We start from the raw sequence: 19,353 nt of genomic DNA on the forward strand, positions 1-19,353 counted from the left end.
GTCGTCCCACCTCCGCACAGTTGAGTAGGGTTGTAAAAGCTGATGAAATCAGCGCAATAGAGCCCACTCAACAACTGCGTCTTGCTCGACAATCCAAAAATAATTGAGAGGCTAGAACTTTTGTCCCAGCCTCTTTTACTTATTCAATCACTTGACTTTCTGCCACTTTCTTGTACCAATGAGCCGATTTCTTCGGATAGCGCTCTTGGGTTTCAAAGTCTACATAGAAGAGACCATAGCGTTTTTCGTAACCATTAGACCAAGAGAAGACGTCCATGAGAGACCAGATGAAGTAACCTTTGACGTTTGCACCATCGGCAATCGCATCAGACAAGACTTCCAAGTGTTGTTTCACATAATCAATCCGTCCATCGTCATAAACCGTATTGTCCACAAACTCATCTTTGTAGCCCAGTCCGTTTTCAGTGATGTAGATCTTCTTGTAGTTTGGATAATCTTTCTTGACACGCATTATTTGATCATACAAACCTTGAGGGTAGATGATCCAGTCCCAGTCAGTACGAGGTACATAGTCAGGAGCTACACGACGTCCAACACCTTTGATTTGGTATTTAGAGCTTCCTTTTTCCCCTTTACCATTGTGGATGATTTCAGTTTCGCCATCAAAGGCTTCCATCCAGTCACTCATGTAGTAGTTAATTCCAAGGAAGTCGTTCAAATCTTTAGCTGCTTCAAGTGCTGCAAAGTCTTCGTCCCGAAGATCCAGACTACCACCATTAACAGACAAAATGTGGTTTACCCCTTCCATGGTTGCATCTGAATAGTGTCCAAGGTAGGTTGCATCCAAGATAAATTTGTTGTGGATGATATCTTCCAACTCAGCAGCACGAACGTCTGCAGGATTTTTAGGATCCAATGGATACTTAGTTGGAAGGGCGTGAACAACCCCGATTTCACCTTTGTAACCTTTGTCTTTGTACAATTTCACAGCACGTGCATGAGAAACCATCATATTGTGGTGTGATTGGAAGACTTTGGCAAGGTCATATTGAATCCCTGGTGGGAATTTACCAACCAAGTATTGACCATCACCGATTGGGCCAATTTCATTGAAGGTTGTCCAATAGTTGACTTCTGGGAATTCTTCAAAACAGAAGGCAGCATAATCTACGAAGTGTTCGATATTTTCACGATTCAAGAAGTCTCCGTTTGAGTGAAGAGCTTCCGGAGTATCAAAGTGGTGAAGAGTTACGAATGGTTCTACATGACGTTTGTGGCATTCCGCAAATAGATTGTGGTAGAATTCAACCCCTTTTGGATTGACTTCACCATAACCAGTTGGAAAAATACGTGACCAAGCAATAGAAATACGAATTCCGTTTACGCCATATTCTTCCGCCAACTGTAGGTCTACTGGATATTTATGGTAGAAATCACTCGCTGGTTCAGCAGTATACCAATAGTTGTCTGCTAAGTATTTATCCCATGCAACTGGTCCTTTACCATCTGTATGAGTTGCACCTTCAGCCTGATATGCCGCTGTTGCGCCACCGAAAATAAAATCTTTAGGTAATGTTTTTGACATAAGTTTCCCCTTCTCAATCATAAAATAAAAATAAAGCAAGATGGAGAGGAGTAAGTGAGCAATCCTTCTCCATCTCACTTCAATCAACAGTAAATGTATTTATTATTGAAATTGTTCTTGAACGAATGCAAGAGCGCCTTTACCATCACGAGTCAACTTGATGTATTGAGCTCCTTCAGTCTTAGCCAATTTGATTCCAAGTTTATCTGTTTCAGCCTTCATGTCTTCATAGTTAGAAGCAACCTGAGGAGCAAGGATAACCAAGTCAAATTCTGGCAACATTTCACGGTGAGCACCATAGCCACCTGCTGCTGCTTTGACAGGAACATTGTATTCTGCTGCTGCCTTGTTTAAGGCATTGGCAAGGAGTCCACTGGTACCACCACCGGCACAGAGAACCAAGACGTTTGTTTCTTTTGTGATATTGTTTTGAACAGGTTCGTCTTCAACACCAGCTTTTTCAAGAATCGCATCTGCTTTAGCTGTATTGAAGTTTGCAGCAACTTTTTCTTTTAAGCTGTCGTTTGCTTTACCAGAACGTTCTTCTTCAAGAATTTGTTCATCATAAACCTTCACGAATGGATAGTAAATGATTACGTCCACTACTACTAGAAGTGCAGCAAGGATGAAGGAAAGTACTTGGAAGTTCGTACCAAGAACAATACCCAGAGGTCCAGGAGTTGTCCATGGTAGGTTAGAAGTAAATGAGTTCATTCCCAAGGTATCAACAAAGAATTTGAAGATCCATACGTTTGCAATTGGAGCAAAGATAAATGGAACAAAGAAGATTGGGTTCAATACCAATGGAGCACCGAACAAGATTGGTTCGTTAACACCAAAGAATGTTGGAACTACAGATGCACGTCCAATGGCACGGTTACGTTTTGATTTCGTTAACCACATGAACATGAATGGAACGACAAGAGTCGCACCAGTACCACCCATAGTAACGATAAACATTTGAGTACCTGAAGTAAGGATCTTATCAGCGTGCATTCCTTGTTGAATCAAGTTCAAGTTTACTTCGGCATTTGCATAAGTAATCGCTGCGATAGCTGGTTCAACGATTGAAGGACCATGAATCCCTACGAACCAGAAGAAGGCGAAGGCACCAAAGATGATTGTAATTCCAAGGTAACCATCAGCAGCAGAGAATAGAGGAGCAAGAAGAGTACCGATTGATTCAGCAACCGTTACATGAAGGCTTGCTTTAACAACTAATTCAAGTGCATACAAGAGTACAACTGATAATGTAAATGGAATCAAGTCTTTAAATACTTGTGAAATATTTGGTGGAACCTCGTCCGGCATGCGGATGGTCACATTGTTTTTCACACAGACTTTGTAAACATTAACAGTAATGAATGCAGCAATAAAGGCTGTTAACAACCCTTTAGTCCCCATGAATGCTGTTAAGAATCCGCCATCTTTAGCAGGTTCAGCAGCCATGAGCAAGAAGCCAACCATAGAAGCCAACATTGTAGAAATGAAGTTGATTTGGTTGGTTGCTGGGAGGTCACGGTTCATTGAATCAGTCAAAGCCTTAGCCGTTGTCCCACCAACGAAGAAGGCCAAGATGCCCATAGAATAGCTATATGGAGTCATCAAGAAAGTTTCAATATCTTTAGACCAATGGAATCCCCAAGCGTTTGGTACATACGCAATTAGGATGAAGATAGATGAGAAGAGGATCACAGGCATCCCTGCAATAAAGCCGTCCCGAATCGCTCGCAAATATTTGTTTCGAGAAATCTTTTCAAAGAAAGGTTTCCCTTTTTCAATTAGTTCAATCAGTTTATTCATTATTTTGCTCCTCTTTTATACAGTTCAATCAGATGGTGAATCACGTCTTTTAATAAGATCGTTGTCATGAGATGGTCTTGACCATGCATCATGGTGATGCTATAGGGGATTTCTTCTCCTGCAGCTTCTTGCGCTAGCATGGTCGTTTGAGATTTGTGAGCCTCAGCGATACAGCTACCCGCTTCTTCTACTAAGGATTCTGCTTTCGCAAAATCACCATTTTCAGCAGCTTTTAATGCTTCTATCAATTTTGATCGAGCGTCACCGGCATAAGCGACAATTTCAAACCCAAGTAATTGGACTTCTTCTTTATTCATGTTGGTTCCTCCTTATGATAACCTTTTTAAAAATTTTATAATAGACGTTGAATATGCAAGGCTAAATAGACTTTTTCATTAGGAGATATCTTAGCTCCAGTCTGTTCAGCGATGGTTTGGTAGATCTGATGACTAATCTCATAAGCCTTTGGATAACTTAGCTGGATCAGTTGTTCCATCTCGCTCAAGCCTTCAGGATCCTCTCTTCCCTTATCTAGGGAGTCAAGGAAATAATTAAGATGGATCATAAAGCGATCGTAGAAATGACTGTTCTCTTCTTTTCGTTTCAATCCATTTTGAGCTAATTTTTCCTCTACAGCTTTCAAAATCGCTTGGCGATCTTGGACATCAGGATCCTGCTCATGAATGACTTCCCCTTGTGCATTGATGAAGTGATAGGCGATGCGGTTCACTTCGTCATCGGGAAATTGATCCAAGAGCCGCTCTCGAAAGATTTCAATCGCTTCCTTTGCGATTTTATAGGGGATCGGATGCATAGCAGACGCATCAGGTAGATCACTGTGTTTGTATCTTCCCTGTTGAACCGCCTGGTAAGAACAAAAGATGTGATCTGTTAGTGTCACATAGATATATTCTTGAACAGGATAGGCATATTTCTTAGACAAGGTATCAATCACTTCATAAGTGGTTGTGATGAAATCAAGAGGAACATCCTTTAGAAGGGCCATAAAGTTTTCTCTTGATTCATCCGTGTTTAAACGAAATACTTTTTCGACCTTATCATCAGCTACCAGATCATGTTTCTTTTTCCCAAAAGCAATCCCACTCCCAACAACAATTAACTCTTGTTGAAGCTCATTTTGAACCAAAGCAACATTATTGTTCATTGGATGGATAATACGATACATGAGGCTCTCCTTTGCAAAATTTGTTAAAAGCAAATAAAAATGACCACGAAGCAACTGAAAAAACTAGCCTACGCTAATTGTTCAATCTACTTGTGGTCACGCCTAATCTAACTTAGTAACGCTCACTGCTATTTAACTTATGGACTTATTCTATCATAAGTTTTTTATTTTGTAAACCCTTACAGCGAAAGTTTTTAAACATTTTTTATAAAAAATAAACAAAGCCTAAAAATAATGAAGAACATTGGAAGGAATTTCTTCCTTCCAATGTTCTAAATGTTGCTTTAGGAGGCAATAACGATTTGTTTCTTACACGCGTTCTGTCCAAGGTGTTGCCACTTTAGCCAAGACCGCATTCAATTCTTCAATATTTTGACGACCTTCTGTACGAAGCCATTCACGAGCAGCTGCTTCTCCATCTTTGATGTAAGCTTCTACTGAACCTGCCCATGTCGCACGTCCACAAAGGACACCGTTGAAGTTAGCACCTGATGCATGAGCAAATTCCAAAGTTTCTTGGAAGAGTTTTGCTGATACACCAGCACTGAGGTAGATGTATGGAAGGTTGGTTGCTTCTTCTTGTTCTTTGAAGAAAGCAGCTGCTTCTTCACGACTATAGACTACTTCTCCTTCTCCAAATCCTTCCACGAAGTTCACATTAACTGGAACTTCCACTTTCAAGACATCGATATTGAAACGAGGATCTGAGAAGACTTTCATAGCCTCAATCACCTTACGAGGTTTCACTTTCGCATATTCAGCAGAGGTTGCATCTGCAATTCCTTCATCATAAGCCAAGATTTCAAGGAAGAATGGAATATCTTCAGCAGCGCATTCAGAACCGATGCGTTCGATATAAGCTTGTTTTTCTTGGTTGAGTTCATCTGCACTGTCTACATCATAGTAGAGCAAGAATTTCACAGCATCTGCGCCTTGTTCTTTGATGCGTTTTGCTGACCAAAGGTTCAAGCAGTCAGGCAAGCGTTTGGTGCTAGACGTATCGTAGCCTGTCTTTTCGTATGCGAGCAAAAGTCCTGCATCTTTGTCCAAGGCTTTTGTAGCAGGTAGACCATATTCTGGGTCCAATAACATAGATGAAGCATATTTTGTCAATTCATCAGCTACAAGGACTTTTAATTCTTCCATTTGTGCTACTGTTGGTTCTGTGTCTTGGTATTTGGCCATCAAGCGTTTCAAAGCCCCACGTTGGTCGAAAGCCAAAGCTGAAATGACACCGTCTTTTGTACTAAGACGTTCCAAATAGTTGCGTTTTTGTTCTGTTAATACCATTTTATACCTCTTTTACGATTAATTGTTGATACAAGGCATCATAGTGCCCCATGTTGACATGTCCTGTTTGTGCTTCTTGCGCATTTAACATTCCAAGAACATTTGCTTTCTTGAGCAAGTCTGCGTCACTCTCATGATGATAGAGACCAGATGCAATCCCTGCAACAGTCGAATCACCAGATCCGACTGGATTGACAACATCGATCTTAGGAATATCTACCTTATAGAAGACATCCCCATGCTTAGCGAAAGCGCCATTTGCACCAAGGGAGACAATCACCCATTCGATGCCATCAAAGAGAGAATCCTGAAGAACTTCTTTTAAATCTTCCACATTCTTACTCACTTCTTTTCCTAACAACTGTGATAATTCTTCATTGTTTGGTTTAATGACCGTAGGCTTGACAGCTGCTTGAATGGCAGCTTCTAAAGAAGCTCCCGAGCAATCGAGTACGACTGGTTTTCCTGCTTCGCTTGCAATCTTGACAAGGCTAGCATAGTAGTCCACTGGTAAACCAGCAGGAAGACTTCCAGAGATGGCAACAACCTCTACTTGTTCAACCAAGTGACGATAATGGTCGAGAAAGTCTTGCCCTTCTTTCTCAGAAATGGTTGGACCTTTTTCTAAGATTTCTGTTTGCTTGCCTTCGTGAAGGATGGCGATACAATTACGTGTATCTCCAGCAATTTCAAAGAAACGTTCCTCTATCCCTTCTCCTAAATGATCGAGAATGAATTGCCCCGTCCGACCACCAAGTAGGCCAGTCGCTGCCACTGGATCCTTTATCTCAGAAAGTACACGAGTAACGTTAAGACCTTTCCCACCAGCTGTCTTACTCACCTCAGCCACACGATTGACAGTATCCAACTGGAGTACATCCAAAGGATAAGAAATATCAATCGAAGGGTTCATCGTGACCGTTAATATCATACGTCACCTCTTAGTCGTGGTATTCACCACGGTCCCATTTTTCAAGGAATTCTGTAAAGAAATCAGCATCCGCTTGATGAGCATTATGGGTTTCCACATGTTGGATCTTAGCGATCAATTTTTTATTTTCTTCAGTTGGTTTGTATTCAGCGTGGATGAATGCTTCAATGATATCGCACATGAGCAATTCACCAGTAATTTTACCACCAAATCCGATGACATTTGCGTTCAATTCTTCTTTAGCATAGAGAGCAGTTGTCATATCGCGTACCAAGGCAGAACGGATACCAGGTACTTTGTTAACCGCATTGTTAATCCCAACACCAGTACCACAGATACAAACACCAAGATCTGCTTGGCCACTTGCTACGGCTTCACCGACTTTCTTACCAAAGATTGGATAGTGGGTACGTGTATGGTCATAAGTCCCAAAGTCGAGCACTTCGTATCCTTTTGATTTCAAAAAATCAGAAACAGCCATTTTTTCATTTGTCACAATGTGATCACAACCAATTGCAATTCTCATTTGAATTCTCCTCTCATTAGCACATCTTATTCAACATATCAACACGGATTTGGTGACGGCCGCCGTCGTATTTACCATTGACGAAGCCTTTGGCAATGTTTTTCGCCAATTCATCTCCAACAATTTCAGCTCCCATGGTAATCATTCGAGAATTGTTGTGTCCACGTGTCATATAAGCAGAACGTTCATCTGAAACTTCTGCTGCCACCATTCCTTTGATTTTAGTCGCAACCATAAATGGACCAGCTCCATAAGCATCAATCACGATTCCAAGATTTTGATCGTTTTTGTTCACTTCGCTCGCAACTGCAAGTGTCACATCTACAAAATCTTGACCTTCAGCGGTTACATCTACAACATCGAAGTTTTCTTTTACAAGAAACTCTTTCACGAGATCTTTTAATCTTAATCCTGCAGCATCTGCACCAATTACAATAGACATGTCCTGTCCTCCTTTTGTTTGTTTCAGCAAATATTCCTGTTGTTAAATTTTCCCAAAGGAACATTTTCTTACTTTTGATATTATATTACACCTATTTTGAACGAAAGTCAACATTAAATTGTTTATTTTCGAACATTTTTTTAAAATAAAAACACCATATCCACGAAAGATATGGTGTCAGTTTTCAAACTACATATGACGATTATTTTGCATTTGCAGCATATTCTTCGTTACGTTTGATCATTTGTTTTCTGTACCAAGCGAAGATTCCGATATAGAATGCCAAGAAGACAACTACACCAAGGATAGCTTTGATATCACCAGTTGTTGCGTTACCGATTGTCCAACCGAGCAATTTTTCAACTGGTCCTTCAAGAGTTGAGTGAGTGATCAATTGAGTAGAAGCTACCCCTTTAGGGAAGGCATCAACACTCTTAGCCAATTGAGTTGCAAATGGTGCAATCAATGTTCCTGAAAGAAGGAAGAGTGGCAAGAGAAGGCTTCCGAAGATGATCATACGGATTAATTTACCGCGTGTTACAACCAACAAGGCTGGAGTCACACCCATAGCGATGATACCTGCAAGTGGCAAGATACCATTTCCGACTTTAGAAAGAAGCACTGCTTCGATCAACATGATTGGTGCAAGTACGTTCGCACAAGCCCAAATTTCAGCACGACCAGCGATAAATGGCCAGTCCAAACCGATGTTGAATTTACGTCCTTGAAGACGTTTAGTAGCAACGTTTGTAATACCTTGTGATAATGGTTCTACCGCTGCGATGAACCAAGAACCGATCAATGAGAACAATTCCAAGCAGACACCGGCAGTCAAACCAAGGCTCAACCAACCTTTAATAACCAATTCCCATTTGTCCGCATCTGCGACACCAGCAACTGGATGTGGAGTACCCATGATACCGATGACGATACCAAGAAGGAAACCGATAAAGAATTTAGATCCCCAGAAACCGATCTTCTTGTTCAACTTAGCAGCGTCGAAGTCGTATTTATCAAGACCTGGGAAGAATTTGTCAAAGATTTTATCCAAGACCATGATGATTGGGTTCATCATGTAGTTCATGTGAGTTGAAGTCATAGGTGATGAACTTGGTGCATTCAACAAATCATCAAATGTTGGTTTCATCAAGTCTGAGTTGATGATTTTCATAATCCCTACAAGGACAACTGCAAGAGTTGCCAAGAAGAGTGATAAACCTTGGCTGACACCGTTGTTGTCCGCATACCATTTGATCAAAAGACCAGTGATAGACAAGTGCCAGATATCGAAGATATCGACGTCAAGTGTATCAGTCTTCTTGATCGCAAGCATGATAACGTTGACGATCAACATAATCAACAAGAAGTAAAGTGTCCAGGCAGACCCCCAAGTGATGGTCGCAAGAGGTGCCCAACCAACGTCAGTGATATTCAATTGAATACCTGTGTTCTCAACGAATTTTGCAAGAGACGCTGAGAAAGCTCCATTCAACATACCGATGATAGCACCGATACCAGTAAGGGCGATGGCAAGTTTAATACCACCTTCAAGGGCTTTAGAGAATTTCACTCCAAACAAGAGAGCCAATAAAGTCAAGACGATCAACATGATGATCGGAGCACCCATGTCTAGGATGGGTTTGAAAAACTTATTGGCAAAATCAATAATGCCATTCATAATAAATCCTCCCGATTTATAATTTGTTATATTAGGCTTTAATCGTTCCCAATTTTATCATTGGATAACGCTTACAAACTGTTTTAAAAAAATATTAACTTAATCCATGTTCTTTAATGGCAGCTTCGATATTATCAAAGACTGGCGCACTCATTGCTGGAATACGGAATAAAATTGGTCCTGCTTCTACCACTGGAATACCAGGATCGAATCCCAAATCAGTTGCAGCAATTGGAGTAAAGATATCATAACCTGAAATCAAGTCTTCATTGACGTCTTTGACCATGACAGCGTCACAACGCACATCATAACCGCGGTTTGACAACTCTTCTTCTACCGCACTCTTAATTTGGTGGCTAGAGTTAACGCCTGCCCCACAGGCAGCTAAAATTTTAATCATTTGGATGTCCTCCATTATAAATATTTACGAATGTTTTAGGAAATAGTTTCCGTTATGTATTGATAAAGCTTATCTTCACTATCTAATTTTGATAGAGCTTCGAGATTTCCATTGGAAGTAAAGAAATCCATCAGCTGGGCCAAAATATTCGTTTGGCTTGAGCTCGTATTATTGATAATAAAGAATAAGAGTGAAACTTGAACTTCCTTATCTGGAGCAATCATATTATGGAAAGTTACCGGTTGATCCAAACGAACCACAACCACATTCTCAGTGAGATTATGGACAATGTCTGTGTGCGGGATCGCCACATTTGGTAAGTCCTTACCAAGAAATTCCATGTCTAATCCAGTCGGGAAAGACTTTTCACGCTCAATCAAAGCGGAACGATAGGTTGGTGTCACAATCTGTCGCTCTTCCAATAAGCTTGCTACCTGCTCAAAGAGATCTGTTTGATCCTTGGCATGTAGGCAAAATACAAGATCTTTGTTAAAGAGTTGATTTAATCCCATTGTTGCCACCTCCTTATCTAACTATTTATTTTATAGCTTCAGTATATCACTATATTGATTGAGTGTCAATCATTTTTTGTCTAAATTTGTTTAATTTTGTTTGTATATCACTCTAAAGCGCTTTCTATCCGTCATTTTCCAACATCATTAAATCAGTAAAAAGTGGTCTCTTTTTTGAGACCACTTTGTTCTATATGATTTTCGTATACAAGGCATATTTGTCTTTGATCTTCTTTGGAATACTATCATCAGTAATAATGGCATTCAGGTCTTCCACTCGATAGAAACTATAGAAAGAATAGCTATCAAACTTACTGTTATCGGCAACCACATATTTCTCAATTGCATTGTTTAGAATAATAGCATTACCATTTCCTTCTTCTTCATTGGCTGTGGAAACATGATGCCCATCGATGCCATTGACCCCGATGAAAGCTTTAGAAACCTTGATTTCTTTCAAGAGTTTATTGGCAAATTGACCGACAAAAGTTTGTGTCTTCACCCGGTAGCGACCACCAACTAAGATCAGGTCATAATTTGGAAAATCCTTTAGCTTTTCAAAAATGGGGAGGGAATTGGTGACAATACTGATTTCCTTTCCTTCTAAATAGTCGCCGATAAAATCTGTTGTCGTACCAGACCCAATAAAGACGGTATCCCCATTTTCGATCAACTCTGCACATTTTTTTGCTATGGTTCGTTTCTCATCAATATTGATGAGATTTTTCTCACTGTGAGAAGCCTCTAACAAGCTATCTTTGACCTTTTTGTGGGCTCCACCATGTACACGAACTAAAAGACCTTGTTTTTCAAGATCGATCAGATCGCGACGAATGGTCATGTCTGTCACCCCAAAGAGTTCCTTGAGTTCTTTGACTGATACCACACTTTTTCGATCCAGTTCCTGAAGAATTTCAACATGTCTGCTATCTTTCATGGTACTACTTCCATTCCTACTATATTTGTCTCTATTATACTATATTTTTCAAAAAACACAAATTCAAACATTATATTAACAAGGGTAAACATGATATTTTTAAATAAATAAAAGAAAAAAGCCTTCTGATAAATCAGAAAGCTTTAATTTTGCTATTTCTAGCTTCCTCACCTTTGGATCAAGGCTCGGGATAAAAAGGTTCACTGAACCTTTTTATTTTGCGATTGGGTAAACAGAAACTTGTTTTTTATCGCGACCTTTACGTTCGAAGCGTACTACGCCTTCAACTTTTGCGAACAAAGTATCGTCTCCACCACGTCCAACGTTCACACCTGGGTAGATGTGAGTACCGCGTTGACGGTAAAGGATAGATCCACCTGTTACAGTTTGTCCATCAGCTGCTTTAGCTCCAAGACGTTTTGCTTGTGAATCACGTCCGTTTGATGTAGAACCTCCACCTTTTTTGTGGGCGAAAAGTTGCAAGTTAGCAAGATTCAATTTCAACATAATTGTTTTCCTCCATGTTAGTTTTCTGTGATAACTCTTGTTTGGACGAACTCTGAAGAGTTCTCCGATAAGTTTGCCATCCCTAAGAAAAATGATTCAAAGAATAGTTGGGTCATTTCTCTTTGATGTGGTGGAATATCTGTCGGGATTGTGACCCGAAGGAAGCCACCTTCTTCTTCGTTTAATTCTAGATCCGGTTCGTAGCCTGCAAATTTCTCAACAGAGTTGATAAAGTTAATGGCTAGAGTCGAAACCGATGCACACACGACATCAAAGCCATATTCACCGCTTCCAGCGTGCCCAGTGATTTCTGCACTCCTCAGCTCGCCATCTTCGGCTCGTTCAAAGACTGCTTGTATCATGTGTTCTCCTAAAAATTAAGCGTTGATAGCGTTGATGACAACTTTAGTGTAAGGTTGACGGTGACCTTGTTTACGGTGGCTACCTTTTTTAGGTTTGTACTTGTAAGTAACAACTTTCTTTTGTTTTCCTTGTTTTTCAACAGTTCCAACAACAGTAGCTCCTGAAACAAGTGGAGTTCCGACAACAGTGTTTTCACCACCAACAAGAACAACTTCGTTAAATGTAACTTCTTGACCAGCTTCAACGTTCAATTTTTCAACGTAGACTGCTTGACCAACTTCAACTTTAACTTGTTTTCCGCCAGTTTTAATGATTGCGTATGTGCTCATTATGCACCTCCTATGTATTTTTGGGTTTCCCCGTATTTTTGTGAAGACTCGCCTAGCATCGTGGGACGAACCACTTACTCTCATGGAAATGAGCGACGATGTTCGAGCGGTTGCACAGGCATGTGCATAGTCAACTCTCTAAGTATATCACTTCTATCAAACAAAGACAAGTATTTTTGCGCTTTGAAAGCGAATTTTCTTTGAAAAATCTATTTTTTGTATCTTATAGTTTAAGATCGCATTCAAAACCGGCTTTCATCTACTTATCCTTAAATTTAAAGTCATTGAAGCTCATTTTGGCTTTAGACGAATCGTTCATCCCCTTCATTTTTTCTTCTTGTTCCTTAGTAATTTTTATCGGAATCGCTGCAGCAGTATTGGGTTTTAACACACCCGATTCGCTCACTTCATAGTCAACTGTGACATCTTTAAAAAGTGGCTCTCCATCATATTCCAAATTCAGGACAAAGGATCCATCACGATCGATGGTTGTGGTGGTACGATTCACAATAAAGAATAAGGCGAAGCGATTTTCCTCATTTCCAAAGGTATATCCTGGAAAAAAGACAAATAATTTTCCAGCTTCTCCAAGCGTTGGATGTTCCTTGATAAATTTTTCAGACGCTTCCAAGACTTCGTTGTCCTGGTCTTTATACTGCTCGGCCCTGACAAATGTGAGGGGTTCTTTTTTTCTATTGCTTGATTGGCTAGTCTTCTCTTCTTTTTTCGGGCCAGTAAACGATACTTTGACACAGCCTATCAACAGAAGCAAACTTGTCATTAATACGATAATTTTTTTCATCTTGTCTCCTTTAAGTTGGTTAGAAAAAGAGGCTGGATACGTCCAGTCTCTCCTATAGCAAATCCTCAATCAGGTCATCAACCTCGTCTTTTTCTACTTTTGGTGTGATCTCTGTTACGATGATGCCTGCTACAGCTCGCTCAACTAAGGCTTCCACATCCAACCGTTGCTCATACTGCTCTGCATTTTTGAGTTTCGGATTCGTCTTTGGACGATCTGGTGCAAAGATGGTACAACAGTCTTCAAACGGTTGGATAGAGATTTCAAAGGTATCAATCTCTTGGGCAATATCGATGATTTCCAACTTGTCCATGGTTACCACTGGACGGATAACCGGTGTATTGGTTACCGCATTGATGGCCTGCATACTCTCTAAGGTTTGACTAGCCACTTGTCCTAAGCTTTCACCATTAATAATCACCAAACCACCGCGAACCTCGCGAATACGATCTGTGATGCGCATCATAAAGCGACGGGTCAGGGTCATGAGGTAAGCTTCCGGCGCTTTTGCCTTGATTTCCTCTTGGATCTCTGTGAAGGGCACCTCGATAAATTGGATATTGCCCCCAAACTTGGTCAACTTCCGTGTTAAATCATGGGCTTTTTTAAGAGCACCTGGGCTGGTATATGGGGGACTCGCAAAGTGAACCGCCTCAATGTCCACACCGCGCTTCAAGGCTAGGTAGCCAGCTACTGGAGAGTCGATCCCACCAGAAAGCATGAGCATCCCTTTCCCAGAAGTCCCAACTGGAAGACCTCCTGCTCCCTTGATGGTTTCATAAGAGATGTAGGCTGCTTCTTCTCGGATTTCGACTTGCAGATTGATATCTGGCTTTTTCATCTGAGCCTGAATCGTTGGGATGGCTTCAAAGACAGCACCACCCAAGGTTTGATTGAGTTCACGGCTATCGAGTTCAAAAGTGTGATCGCTACGCTTACTTGAGATTTTAAAGGTCAAGCCGTCCTTGTAAATCTCCTTCATAATCTCTTGCACTGCCGCTTTTAAGGCTGGTACTGATTTTTCAATCTTGTAAACAGGTGAAAAATTTTGGATTCCAAAAACTTGCTTGAGGGATTCTGCCACCGGCTCATAATCCGTCCCATGTAGATAAGCATGGGCCCGATCGCGGTCCGCTGTCACTTTGACAGCCGGATAAATAGATAAAACATCTTGGATATTATTGCGAAGTTTATTGATGAAACGCATGCGGTTTTTCCCTTTAGTAGAAAGCTCTCCATAGCGAATCATAATTTCTGAATAGGTTAAGGTCATATTGATTTCCTTCTAAAATTAACGTACTTTTCGTGTTTGTTCGTAAATCAGTTTGAACTTGGTCAAGAATTGCTCGACTTGGCTCATGTCATTTTCAAGATCGAGACTGAGGCGGACAGCTGTCTGTGCAACACTCTTGTCCACTCCCATGGCAATCAAGGTTCCAGCTGGTTTTCCAGCCTTGGACGAGCAGGCACTAGTGGTCGAGATGTAAATATCAAACTCTTCAAAGGCATGGACCACTACTTCACCACGAACTCCCTTGATCCCGAAAGTCAAGATGTGAGGGGCAAAGTGATCCTCACCAGAAAAGATAGTGACATCTGGATAGTTGGCCAATTCTTTGCGGATCACTTCTTTCATCTGCTGGGTCTTACTGGCAAAAGCTTCTTGGTTTTCCATAGCTAAGCGTAGGGCTTTTGCTGTTGCTGCGATACCTGCCACGTTCTCAGTTGTCGAGCGCATTTCTTTTTCTTGACCTCCACCCGTTAAGAGGGGTGTGATCTTTTTGCCTTCTTTGATGTAGACAAAGCCAACTCCACGAAGACCATGGAATTTATGACTAGAGAAGGTCGCAAAGTCCACGCGCTCTGGTAGATAAACTTCTGTTGCTACCTTGGCTAAAGCTTGAACCGCATCGACATGGAAACTAATCGTTGGGCGATCCTCAAGGAGAGCCGCGATTTCATGGATGGGCTGGATGGAGCCAATCTCATTGTTGACGGCCATGATAGAGACCAAGGTCGTATCTGGACGGAGAAGACTAGCCAAGGCATCCACTTTAACAAAGCCACGCGCATCCACTGGAGCATAATCCACTTCGAATCCCTGCGTCTTTAACCAAGCAGCGGACTCCTTGATAGCGGGATGCTCGATGTCAGAGACAATGATATGCTTGCCATAAGGAGCTTTCTCAAAAGCGACACCCTTGAGGATCCAGTTGTCCCCTTCGGTCCCACCAGACGTGAAGTAAATTTCCTCAGCTTTCTTGCCAATTAGCTCCGCAATTTGTTTCCGAGAAGCTTCTAAAATACGAGTCGCTTGACTACCTAGATTGTGCAAACTAGAAGGGTTGCCCCAGATCCGTGTCACTACTTCTGTATAGGTCGCAAGGGCCTCTGGATAAGGTTTGGTCGTTGCTGAATTGTCAAAATAAATCATGTCCTACACATCCATCACTTTCTTTTTACGTAACTTCTATTTTATCATTTCTAACCGCTTGGGACAAGGATTTGATAAAGAGAGATGAGGTAAAATCACTCCATAAAATTCAGTTCTTTTTAGACATTTTTCAGAAAATGACTTATAATAGGAAAGTGTTAAAAAACAATTTTTGATAGAAAGAGAATGAACATGTCACAATATTCAAGAAGCAACAAAAACCAAAAACCTGAGGATACTACAGATTCTAGACCCTCACGTGGTGAAAAAGTCAAACAAGGCCTATCCGTATTTCAAACGGTTGTAGCTACAATTGCTAGTCTTTTAGGGATTATCGTCACTTCCTTTACCATTATGAGCCTGCTCAATAAAGACAATCAAAAGACAGAAGACAAACCATCTAGTAGCACCAGCGTCGTCGTGGTTCATGATAAGGGTTCTGACTCTAGCGCTACCAATACAGATGCTAATACCAATACGCAAACCGATTCAAGCAATACAGATGCTAGTTCACAAAAAGAAACCGATAGCTCATCCGCTACAGACACCAGTTCATCTGTCGCACAAGACCAAGGCTCCACAGTAACAGACAGTGGGACAGATACAGCATCATCCGGAACCAACTAAAAAATCAGTAAGGGCGCCCTTACTGATTTTTTTTTTGGCTTTCGATTCCAGCTTTTTCTGATTTTTATAGAAAGCATCTATCTCATTGTCATACTCCCATTTGAGCTTTGAGCGCTCTTCCTGGATTTGATCCAATTGTTCAAAGACGTCACGTCGAAATCGTTCACTATTTTCATCCATTTGGAAAAAATAAGTATGAACTTCTGCAGGTAACTCACCTTCTGCCATGCGATAGACTTCTTCTTTCAACTGATCCGTTTGCTGTAGAAAATAAGAGAGATCTTCTTCAAGAGATTCCTCTTTTTTCTTTAACTGTTTCATTTTACTATCAAATTCAAGTTCTAATTTATAAAGATCTTCCTTCATCTTCTGTCAATTCTCAATTTCTAAGCGGACTAGTCAGTTCTGGTTTGCTCACTTTAGACAAATAGTCTTTTGCCGCAGTTGCGGCTTGTCCTTCAAGACCATCCGTGATATTTTCACTGTAAGTCTTTTTAGCATAGTTTTCTAATTCCTCTGCTTTTGTTTTCAAGTTTCGTTGAAGAGGAGCATTTGTAAATTTTATAGTATTAACTGCCACTGCAACAGCCGCTTTTACTGCTAATCTCTGCTGTGCTTTCAGTACTTCCATCAGTTTTTCATTCATAAACGGTAAACTTATTGGCATCGTTTCCTCCTTCTTTTATGATAAGGATCCAAAAATATCAGCAGCGCCTTGTTCATCAACCTCTACAAGTTTCTGCGCACATTGAATCATACTCTTTGAGAAGCCACTTATTTTTTCTTTGTAGTTCTTTAAATTACTTTTATCGGTCTCCGCAATTCCGCTATCCCACAAATGTTCAAAAGTCAAGTCAGTCATTAAACTTTCTCTTTCACTTGCCAATAATGCCCATCCTAATGCATAAACAGTATTTCTAGATGATTCAACCGAAGCTTTTACATTTTTTTCCGCAGTCGTGATCATTTTCTCTGTTTCTGACACCTTCTGCTCAATATCTGCATCTGCCAATTGAACTGCTGCATATAACAATTCTGTTCGAAGTAAGATTCGCTCCGCATAGCTCCCAACACTTTTGATTTTGTTGTGCAAATTATTAGGATTCTTGAGGTCTAAATTTTTTCTATCCCATTCCAAAGAAGCTTTCTGAGCATCTTTTATAATTTTATCATATTCTTGTAAATATTCTGAAAGTCCTGAAGCAATTGAAGGTATATTAGAAATTATTTTCGTGGCATCAGTGATACCAATACCAAATCCGTCACGGAATATTAGATAAATTTCTGTCTTATGATTCAAAGGATCTTTTAATGCTTCATGTAACAATGAAGTAAGTTTTTGAAATACTTCTGGTTTCATTGTCACAATGCGTTCAATTGCTTCCTCAGGAATATAATTCTTCAGGTTATCTATAGTTCTTCTGTTCAGCTTAGCAAGTCTCTGACCTGCAACTAACAACTCTGGATGATAGGATTCCGATGCCGTTAGGATATTGCCATAACTGTCTATTTGATAGGCACCGAAATCATGAGAGGAATACTTGTTCATCATACTAGTATACTTAATTGGGACAACTACATTAACTTTACCAAGTTGTTGATCCCAAGGTCTATCCCGATTGAGCATGCTAACTGGATCAAAAGGGTTGACATAATAAACAATTTTTTCATCTAATAATTTCAGTTTTTCATCACTATACCCAGCTTTTTTTAAACTAGCTGTTGTATCTGGGCCATCAAAAAGAACTGCTTTTCCAACGTGATTCAATTCTGATTCAGATAATCCTGCCAAACCTTGTACGGATACCATTGTTCCAAGCGAATGAGCCGTTACATCCATTTTAGCATCCGGTGCAGCTTTTTCCTCTAATTCAGCGATCTTTTCTTTCATCCCTTTTGTAGCATACTGTGCTTGAGGGACGATCGCATCCGTAAGAGCAAAAGCTGCATCATTATTGATCCAATCTTGATAGTTAAATTCCTTAAAATTACCTTTTTTGATTTGTGGTAAATTAATTCCAAAACCATCACTTCCACGAATCGAAAAATAAGTCTGGTGCGTATTCGCGTTGATCGTATCAGTATCTGTGACATAATAAGCGTGGTATCCAGTTTCTTCATCCTCTAACAACTTTTTATTATCCGGTTGAAGATAAACATTGCCACCATTCGGTAGATCCGTACCGCCACCTTTAGTTATCTGTCCATCCTTATCTTTTGCATCTATGGAGAAATTAAATTCAATGGATTTCCCTGAATCAAATTTTTTTCGACTTTCCGGATCCAATTGTTCATATGGAAACTTATTTGGTCTATCTCTGTAAGCTGATTCTGCTAATGAAGCATATAGATTATCAAAACTTTTTAAATTCCAATTAGTCAAATAATTTCCCCCCTACTCTAATGTAGGATCCTACATACATCTCATCTAAATTTAATGTATTATCCTCATTAATTGGGATATCTACTCCCCAACCCGATTCTTCAATATTATTTATACGTCCATAAACACTCATATAATATTCAGGAGTTGTCAGTCCACCATCACCCCATTGTGTCTGATCCCAATCAATCTGAACGGATTCAACTTTTGAATTTTGTGCTTTGACTAAATCAACAATTTCCTGTTCGTGTTCTTTTAGATAGTCCAGTTGTTTTTTCTTTATAGTTTCTTCATCTTCCTTTAGGTCTTTCGTAGATGAAGCAGCAATCGTTTTTCCTTGTTTTGTATCATCTTTATGTTTCACGGTACATCCTCCTATACTTAGCAACACTGCAATTGAAGCAACTATTATCATGATTTTTCGACTTTTCATGAGTCCTCCTATCATTCTGTACAGATTATTCTCTAAAATTTCCACCTGTCATTTCTCTTAACAAACTCATTGTAATAGTCATTTGTTCAACTCATACTATTTATCTGCTATTTTCTATTCTAAGATTGAAAACTAGATGAATATTATTTTAATTATTATAGCATTTATAGTTTGAAAATCAAGTTATCTCACTACATAGAGCTTTTTAAAACATGAGTTAATTA

Annotated in this window: 23 protein-coding genes and 1 other annotated feature; of the genes, 1 reads left to right on the forward strand and 22 read right to left on the reverse strand. The window is 40.1% G+C overall.

Annotation, left to right across the window (positions count from 1 at the left end; all coding sequences use genetic code 11):
* Window positions 1-139 precede the first annotated feature (139 nt).
* The 18 genes from lacG to HMPREF2685_RS07215 all read right to left on the reverse strand — a co-directional run bounded on the left by lacG (window position 140) and on the right by HMPREF2685_RS07215 (window position 15,686).
* Window positions 140-1,546, reverse strand: a complete 1,407-nt coding sequence (gene lacG, locus HMPREF2685_RS07130) for a 6-phospho-beta-galactosidase (RefSeq protein ID WP_083279707.1) — start codon at window positions 1,544-1,546, stop codon at window positions 140-142.
* A 102-nt stretch (window positions 1,547-1,648) separates the two neighbouring features.
* Window positions 1,649-3,349: a lactose-specific PTS transporter subunit EIIC gene (locus HMPREF2685_RS07135; RefSeq protein WP_070466121.1), complete on the reverse strand. Its 1,701-nt coding sequence runs from the start codon at window positions 3,347-3,349 to the stop codon at window positions 1,649-1,651.
* A complete protein-coding gene (locus HMPREF2685_RS07140; RefSeq protein WP_049498249.1) occupies window positions 3,349-3,666 on the reverse strand; it encodes a PTS lactose/cellobiose transporter subunit IIA in 318 nt (105 codons plus the stop codon). The genes HMPREF2685_RS07135 and HMPREF2685_RS07140 overlap by 1 nt, the downstream gene beginning before the upstream one ends.
* A gap of 35 nt (window positions 3,667-3,701) precedes the next feature.
* On the reverse strand, window positions 3,702-4,535 hold the full coding sequence (locus HMPREF2685_RS07145) for a PRD domain-containing protein (RefSeq protein WP_070466123.1): 834 nt from the start codon (window positions 4,533-4,535) through the stop codon (window positions 3,702-3,704).
* Between the two features lie 309 nt (window positions 4,536-4,844).
* Window positions 4,845-5,825, reverse strand: a complete 981-nt coding sequence (lacD, locus tag HMPREF2685_RS07150) for a tagatose-bisphosphate aldolase (protein ID WP_003007720.1) — start codon at window positions 5,823-5,825, stop codon at window positions 4,845-4,847.
* A gap of 1 nt (window position 5,826) precedes the next feature.
* Entirely contained in the window at window positions 5,827-6,756 is a 930-nt protein-coding gene (locus HMPREF2685_RS07155) for a tagatose-6-phosphate kinase (RefSeq protein ID WP_049515165.1), read from the reverse strand.
* Window positions 6,757-6,766: 10 nt separating this feature from the next.
* Window positions 6,767-7,282 carry a galactose-6-phosphate isomerase subunit LacB gene (lacB, locus tag HMPREF2685_RS07160; protein ID WP_003002763.1) on the reverse strand — a complete coding sequence of 172 codons (516 nt, stop codon included), beginning with the start codon at window positions 7,280-7,282 and terminating at the stop codon, window positions 6,767-6,769.
* 16 nt (window positions 7,283-7,298) lie between these two features.
* The gene (gene lacA, locus HMPREF2685_RS07165; RefSeq protein ID WP_003007724.1) at window positions 7,299-7,724 is read right to left on the reverse strand and encodes a galactose-6-phosphate isomerase subunit LacA; all 426 of its coding nucleotides are present in this window, start codon (window positions 7,722-7,724) and stop codon (window positions 7,299-7,301) included.
* A 202-nt stretch (window positions 7,725-7,926) separates the two neighbouring features.
* Window positions 7,927-9,402, reverse strand: coding sequence for a PTS transporter subunit IIC (locus tag HMPREF2685_RS07170; RefSeq protein ID WP_003007726.1), 1,476 nt, complete (start codon window positions 9,400-9,402; stop codon window positions 7,927-7,929).
* A 94-nt stretch (window positions 9,403-9,496) separates the two neighbouring features.
* Window positions 9,497-9,802, reverse strand: a complete 306-nt coding sequence (locus HMPREF2685_RS07175) for a PTS sugar transporter subunit IIB (protein WP_003010999.1) — start codon at window positions 9,800-9,802, stop codon at window positions 9,497-9,499.
* Window positions 9,803-9,837: 35 nt separating this feature from the next.
* The gene (locus tag HMPREF2685_RS07180; RefSeq protein WP_023918370.1) at window positions 9,838-10,314 is read right to left on the reverse strand and encodes a PTS sugar transporter subunit IIA; all 477 of its coding nucleotides are present in this window, start codon (window positions 10,312-10,314) and stop codon (window positions 9,838-9,840) included.
* A 190-nt stretch (window positions 10,315-10,504) separates the two neighbouring features.
* Entirely contained in the window at window positions 10,505-11,251 is a 747-nt protein-coding gene (locus HMPREF2685_RS07185) for a DeoR/GlpR family DNA-binding transcription regulator (RefSeq protein WP_009731217.1), read from the reverse strand.
* 213 nt (window positions 11,252-11,464) lie between these two features.
* Window positions 11,465-11,758 carry a 50S ribosomal protein L27 gene (rpmA, locus tag HMPREF2685_RS07190; RefSeq protein ID WP_003002805.1) on the reverse strand — a complete coding sequence of 98 codons (294 nt, stop codon included), beginning with the start codon at window positions 11,756-11,758 and terminating at the stop codon, window positions 11,465-11,467.
* A 17-nt stretch (window positions 11,759-11,775) separates the two neighbouring features.
* The gene (locus tag HMPREF2685_RS07195) at window positions 11,776-12,120 is read right to left on the reverse strand and encodes a ribosomal-processing cysteine protease Prp (RefSeq protein WP_031573608.1); all 345 of its coding nucleotides are present in this window, start codon (window positions 12,118-12,120) and stop codon (window positions 11,776-11,778) included.
* Between the two features lie 15 nt (window positions 12,121-12,135).
* Window positions 12,136-12,450: a 50S ribosomal protein L21 gene (gene rplU / locus HMPREF2685_RS07200; RefSeq protein WP_003007734.1), complete on the reverse strand. Its 315-nt coding sequence runs from the start codon at window positions 12,448-12,450 to the stop codon at window positions 12,136-12,138.
* A 34-nt stretch (window positions 12,451-12,484) separates the two neighbouring features.
* Window positions 12,485-12,572, reverse strand: a sequence feature (ribosomal protein L21 leader region).
* A gap of 137 nt (window positions 12,573-12,709) precedes the next feature.
* Window positions 12,710-13,252, reverse strand: a complete 543-nt coding sequence (locus tag HMPREF2685_RS07205; RefSeq protein WP_070466124.1) for a hypothetical protein — start codon at window positions 13,250-13,252, stop codon at window positions 12,710-12,712.
* A gap of 52 nt (window positions 13,253-13,304) precedes the next feature.
* Entirely contained in the window at window positions 13,305-14,525 is a 1,221-nt protein-coding gene (gene thiI, locus HMPREF2685_RS07210; RefSeq protein ID WP_031573605.1) for a tRNA uracil 4-sulfurtransferase ThiI, read from the reverse strand.
* Window positions 14,526-14,543: 18 nt separating this feature from the next.
* Window positions 14,544-15,686 (reverse strand): cysteine desulfurase family protein, encoded by a 1,143-nt coding sequence (locus HMPREF2685_RS07215; protein WP_070466126.1) that lies wholly within the window; start codon window positions 15,684-15,686, stop codon window positions 14,544-14,546.
* A gap of 192 nt (window positions 15,687-15,878) precedes the next feature.
* Here HMPREF2685_RS07215 and HMPREF2685_RS07220 point away from each other — a divergent pair, with 192 nt between their 5' ends.
* Window positions 15,879-16,313, forward strand: a complete 435-nt coding sequence (locus HMPREF2685_RS07220) for a DUF6556 family protein (protein ID WP_070466128.1) — start codon at window positions 15,879-15,881, stop codon at window positions 16,311-16,313.
* On the opposite strand, the gene HMPREF2685_RS07225 is transcribed toward HMPREF2685_RS07220, so the two are convergent.
* From HMPREF2685_RS07225 to HMPREF2685_RS07240, 4 genes are read right to left on the reverse strand one after another with little or no spacing between them, the layout of a single operon-like run.
* Window positions 16,296-16,634: a hypothetical protein gene (locus HMPREF2685_RS07225; protein ID WP_261710401.1), complete on the reverse strand. Its 339-nt coding sequence runs from the start codon at window positions 16,632-16,634 to the stop codon at window positions 16,296-16,298. The genes HMPREF2685_RS07220 and HMPREF2685_RS07225 overlap by 18 nt on opposite strands.
* Before the next feature lie 58 nt (window positions 16,635-16,692).
* Window positions 16,693-16,980: a hypothetical protein gene (locus tag HMPREF2685_RS07230; RefSeq protein WP_083279708.1), complete on the reverse strand. Its 288-nt coding sequence runs from the start codon at window positions 16,978-16,980 to the stop codon at window positions 16,693-16,695.
* Between the two features lie 15 nt (window positions 16,981-16,995).
* A complete protein-coding gene (locus HMPREF2685_RS07235) occupies window positions 16,996-18,696 on the reverse strand; it encodes a hypothetical protein (RefSeq protein ID WP_070466131.1) in 1,701 nt (566 codons plus the stop codon).
* Window positions 18,689-19,129, reverse strand: coding sequence for a hypothetical protein (locus tag HMPREF2685_RS07240; RefSeq protein ID WP_070466133.1), 441 nt, complete (start codon window positions 19,127-19,129; stop codon window positions 18,689-18,691). Before HMPREF2685_RS07240 ends, HMPREF2685_RS07235 begins: the two co-directional genes overlap by 8 nt.
* Between the last annotated feature and the right edge of the window lie 224 nt (window positions 19,130-19,353).

The sequence above is a fragment of the Streptococcus sp. HMSC074F05 genome (assembly GCF_001808725.1).
GTDB lineage: Bacteria > Bacillota > Bacilli > Lactobacillales > Streptococcaceae > Streptococcus > Streptococcus parasanguinis_I.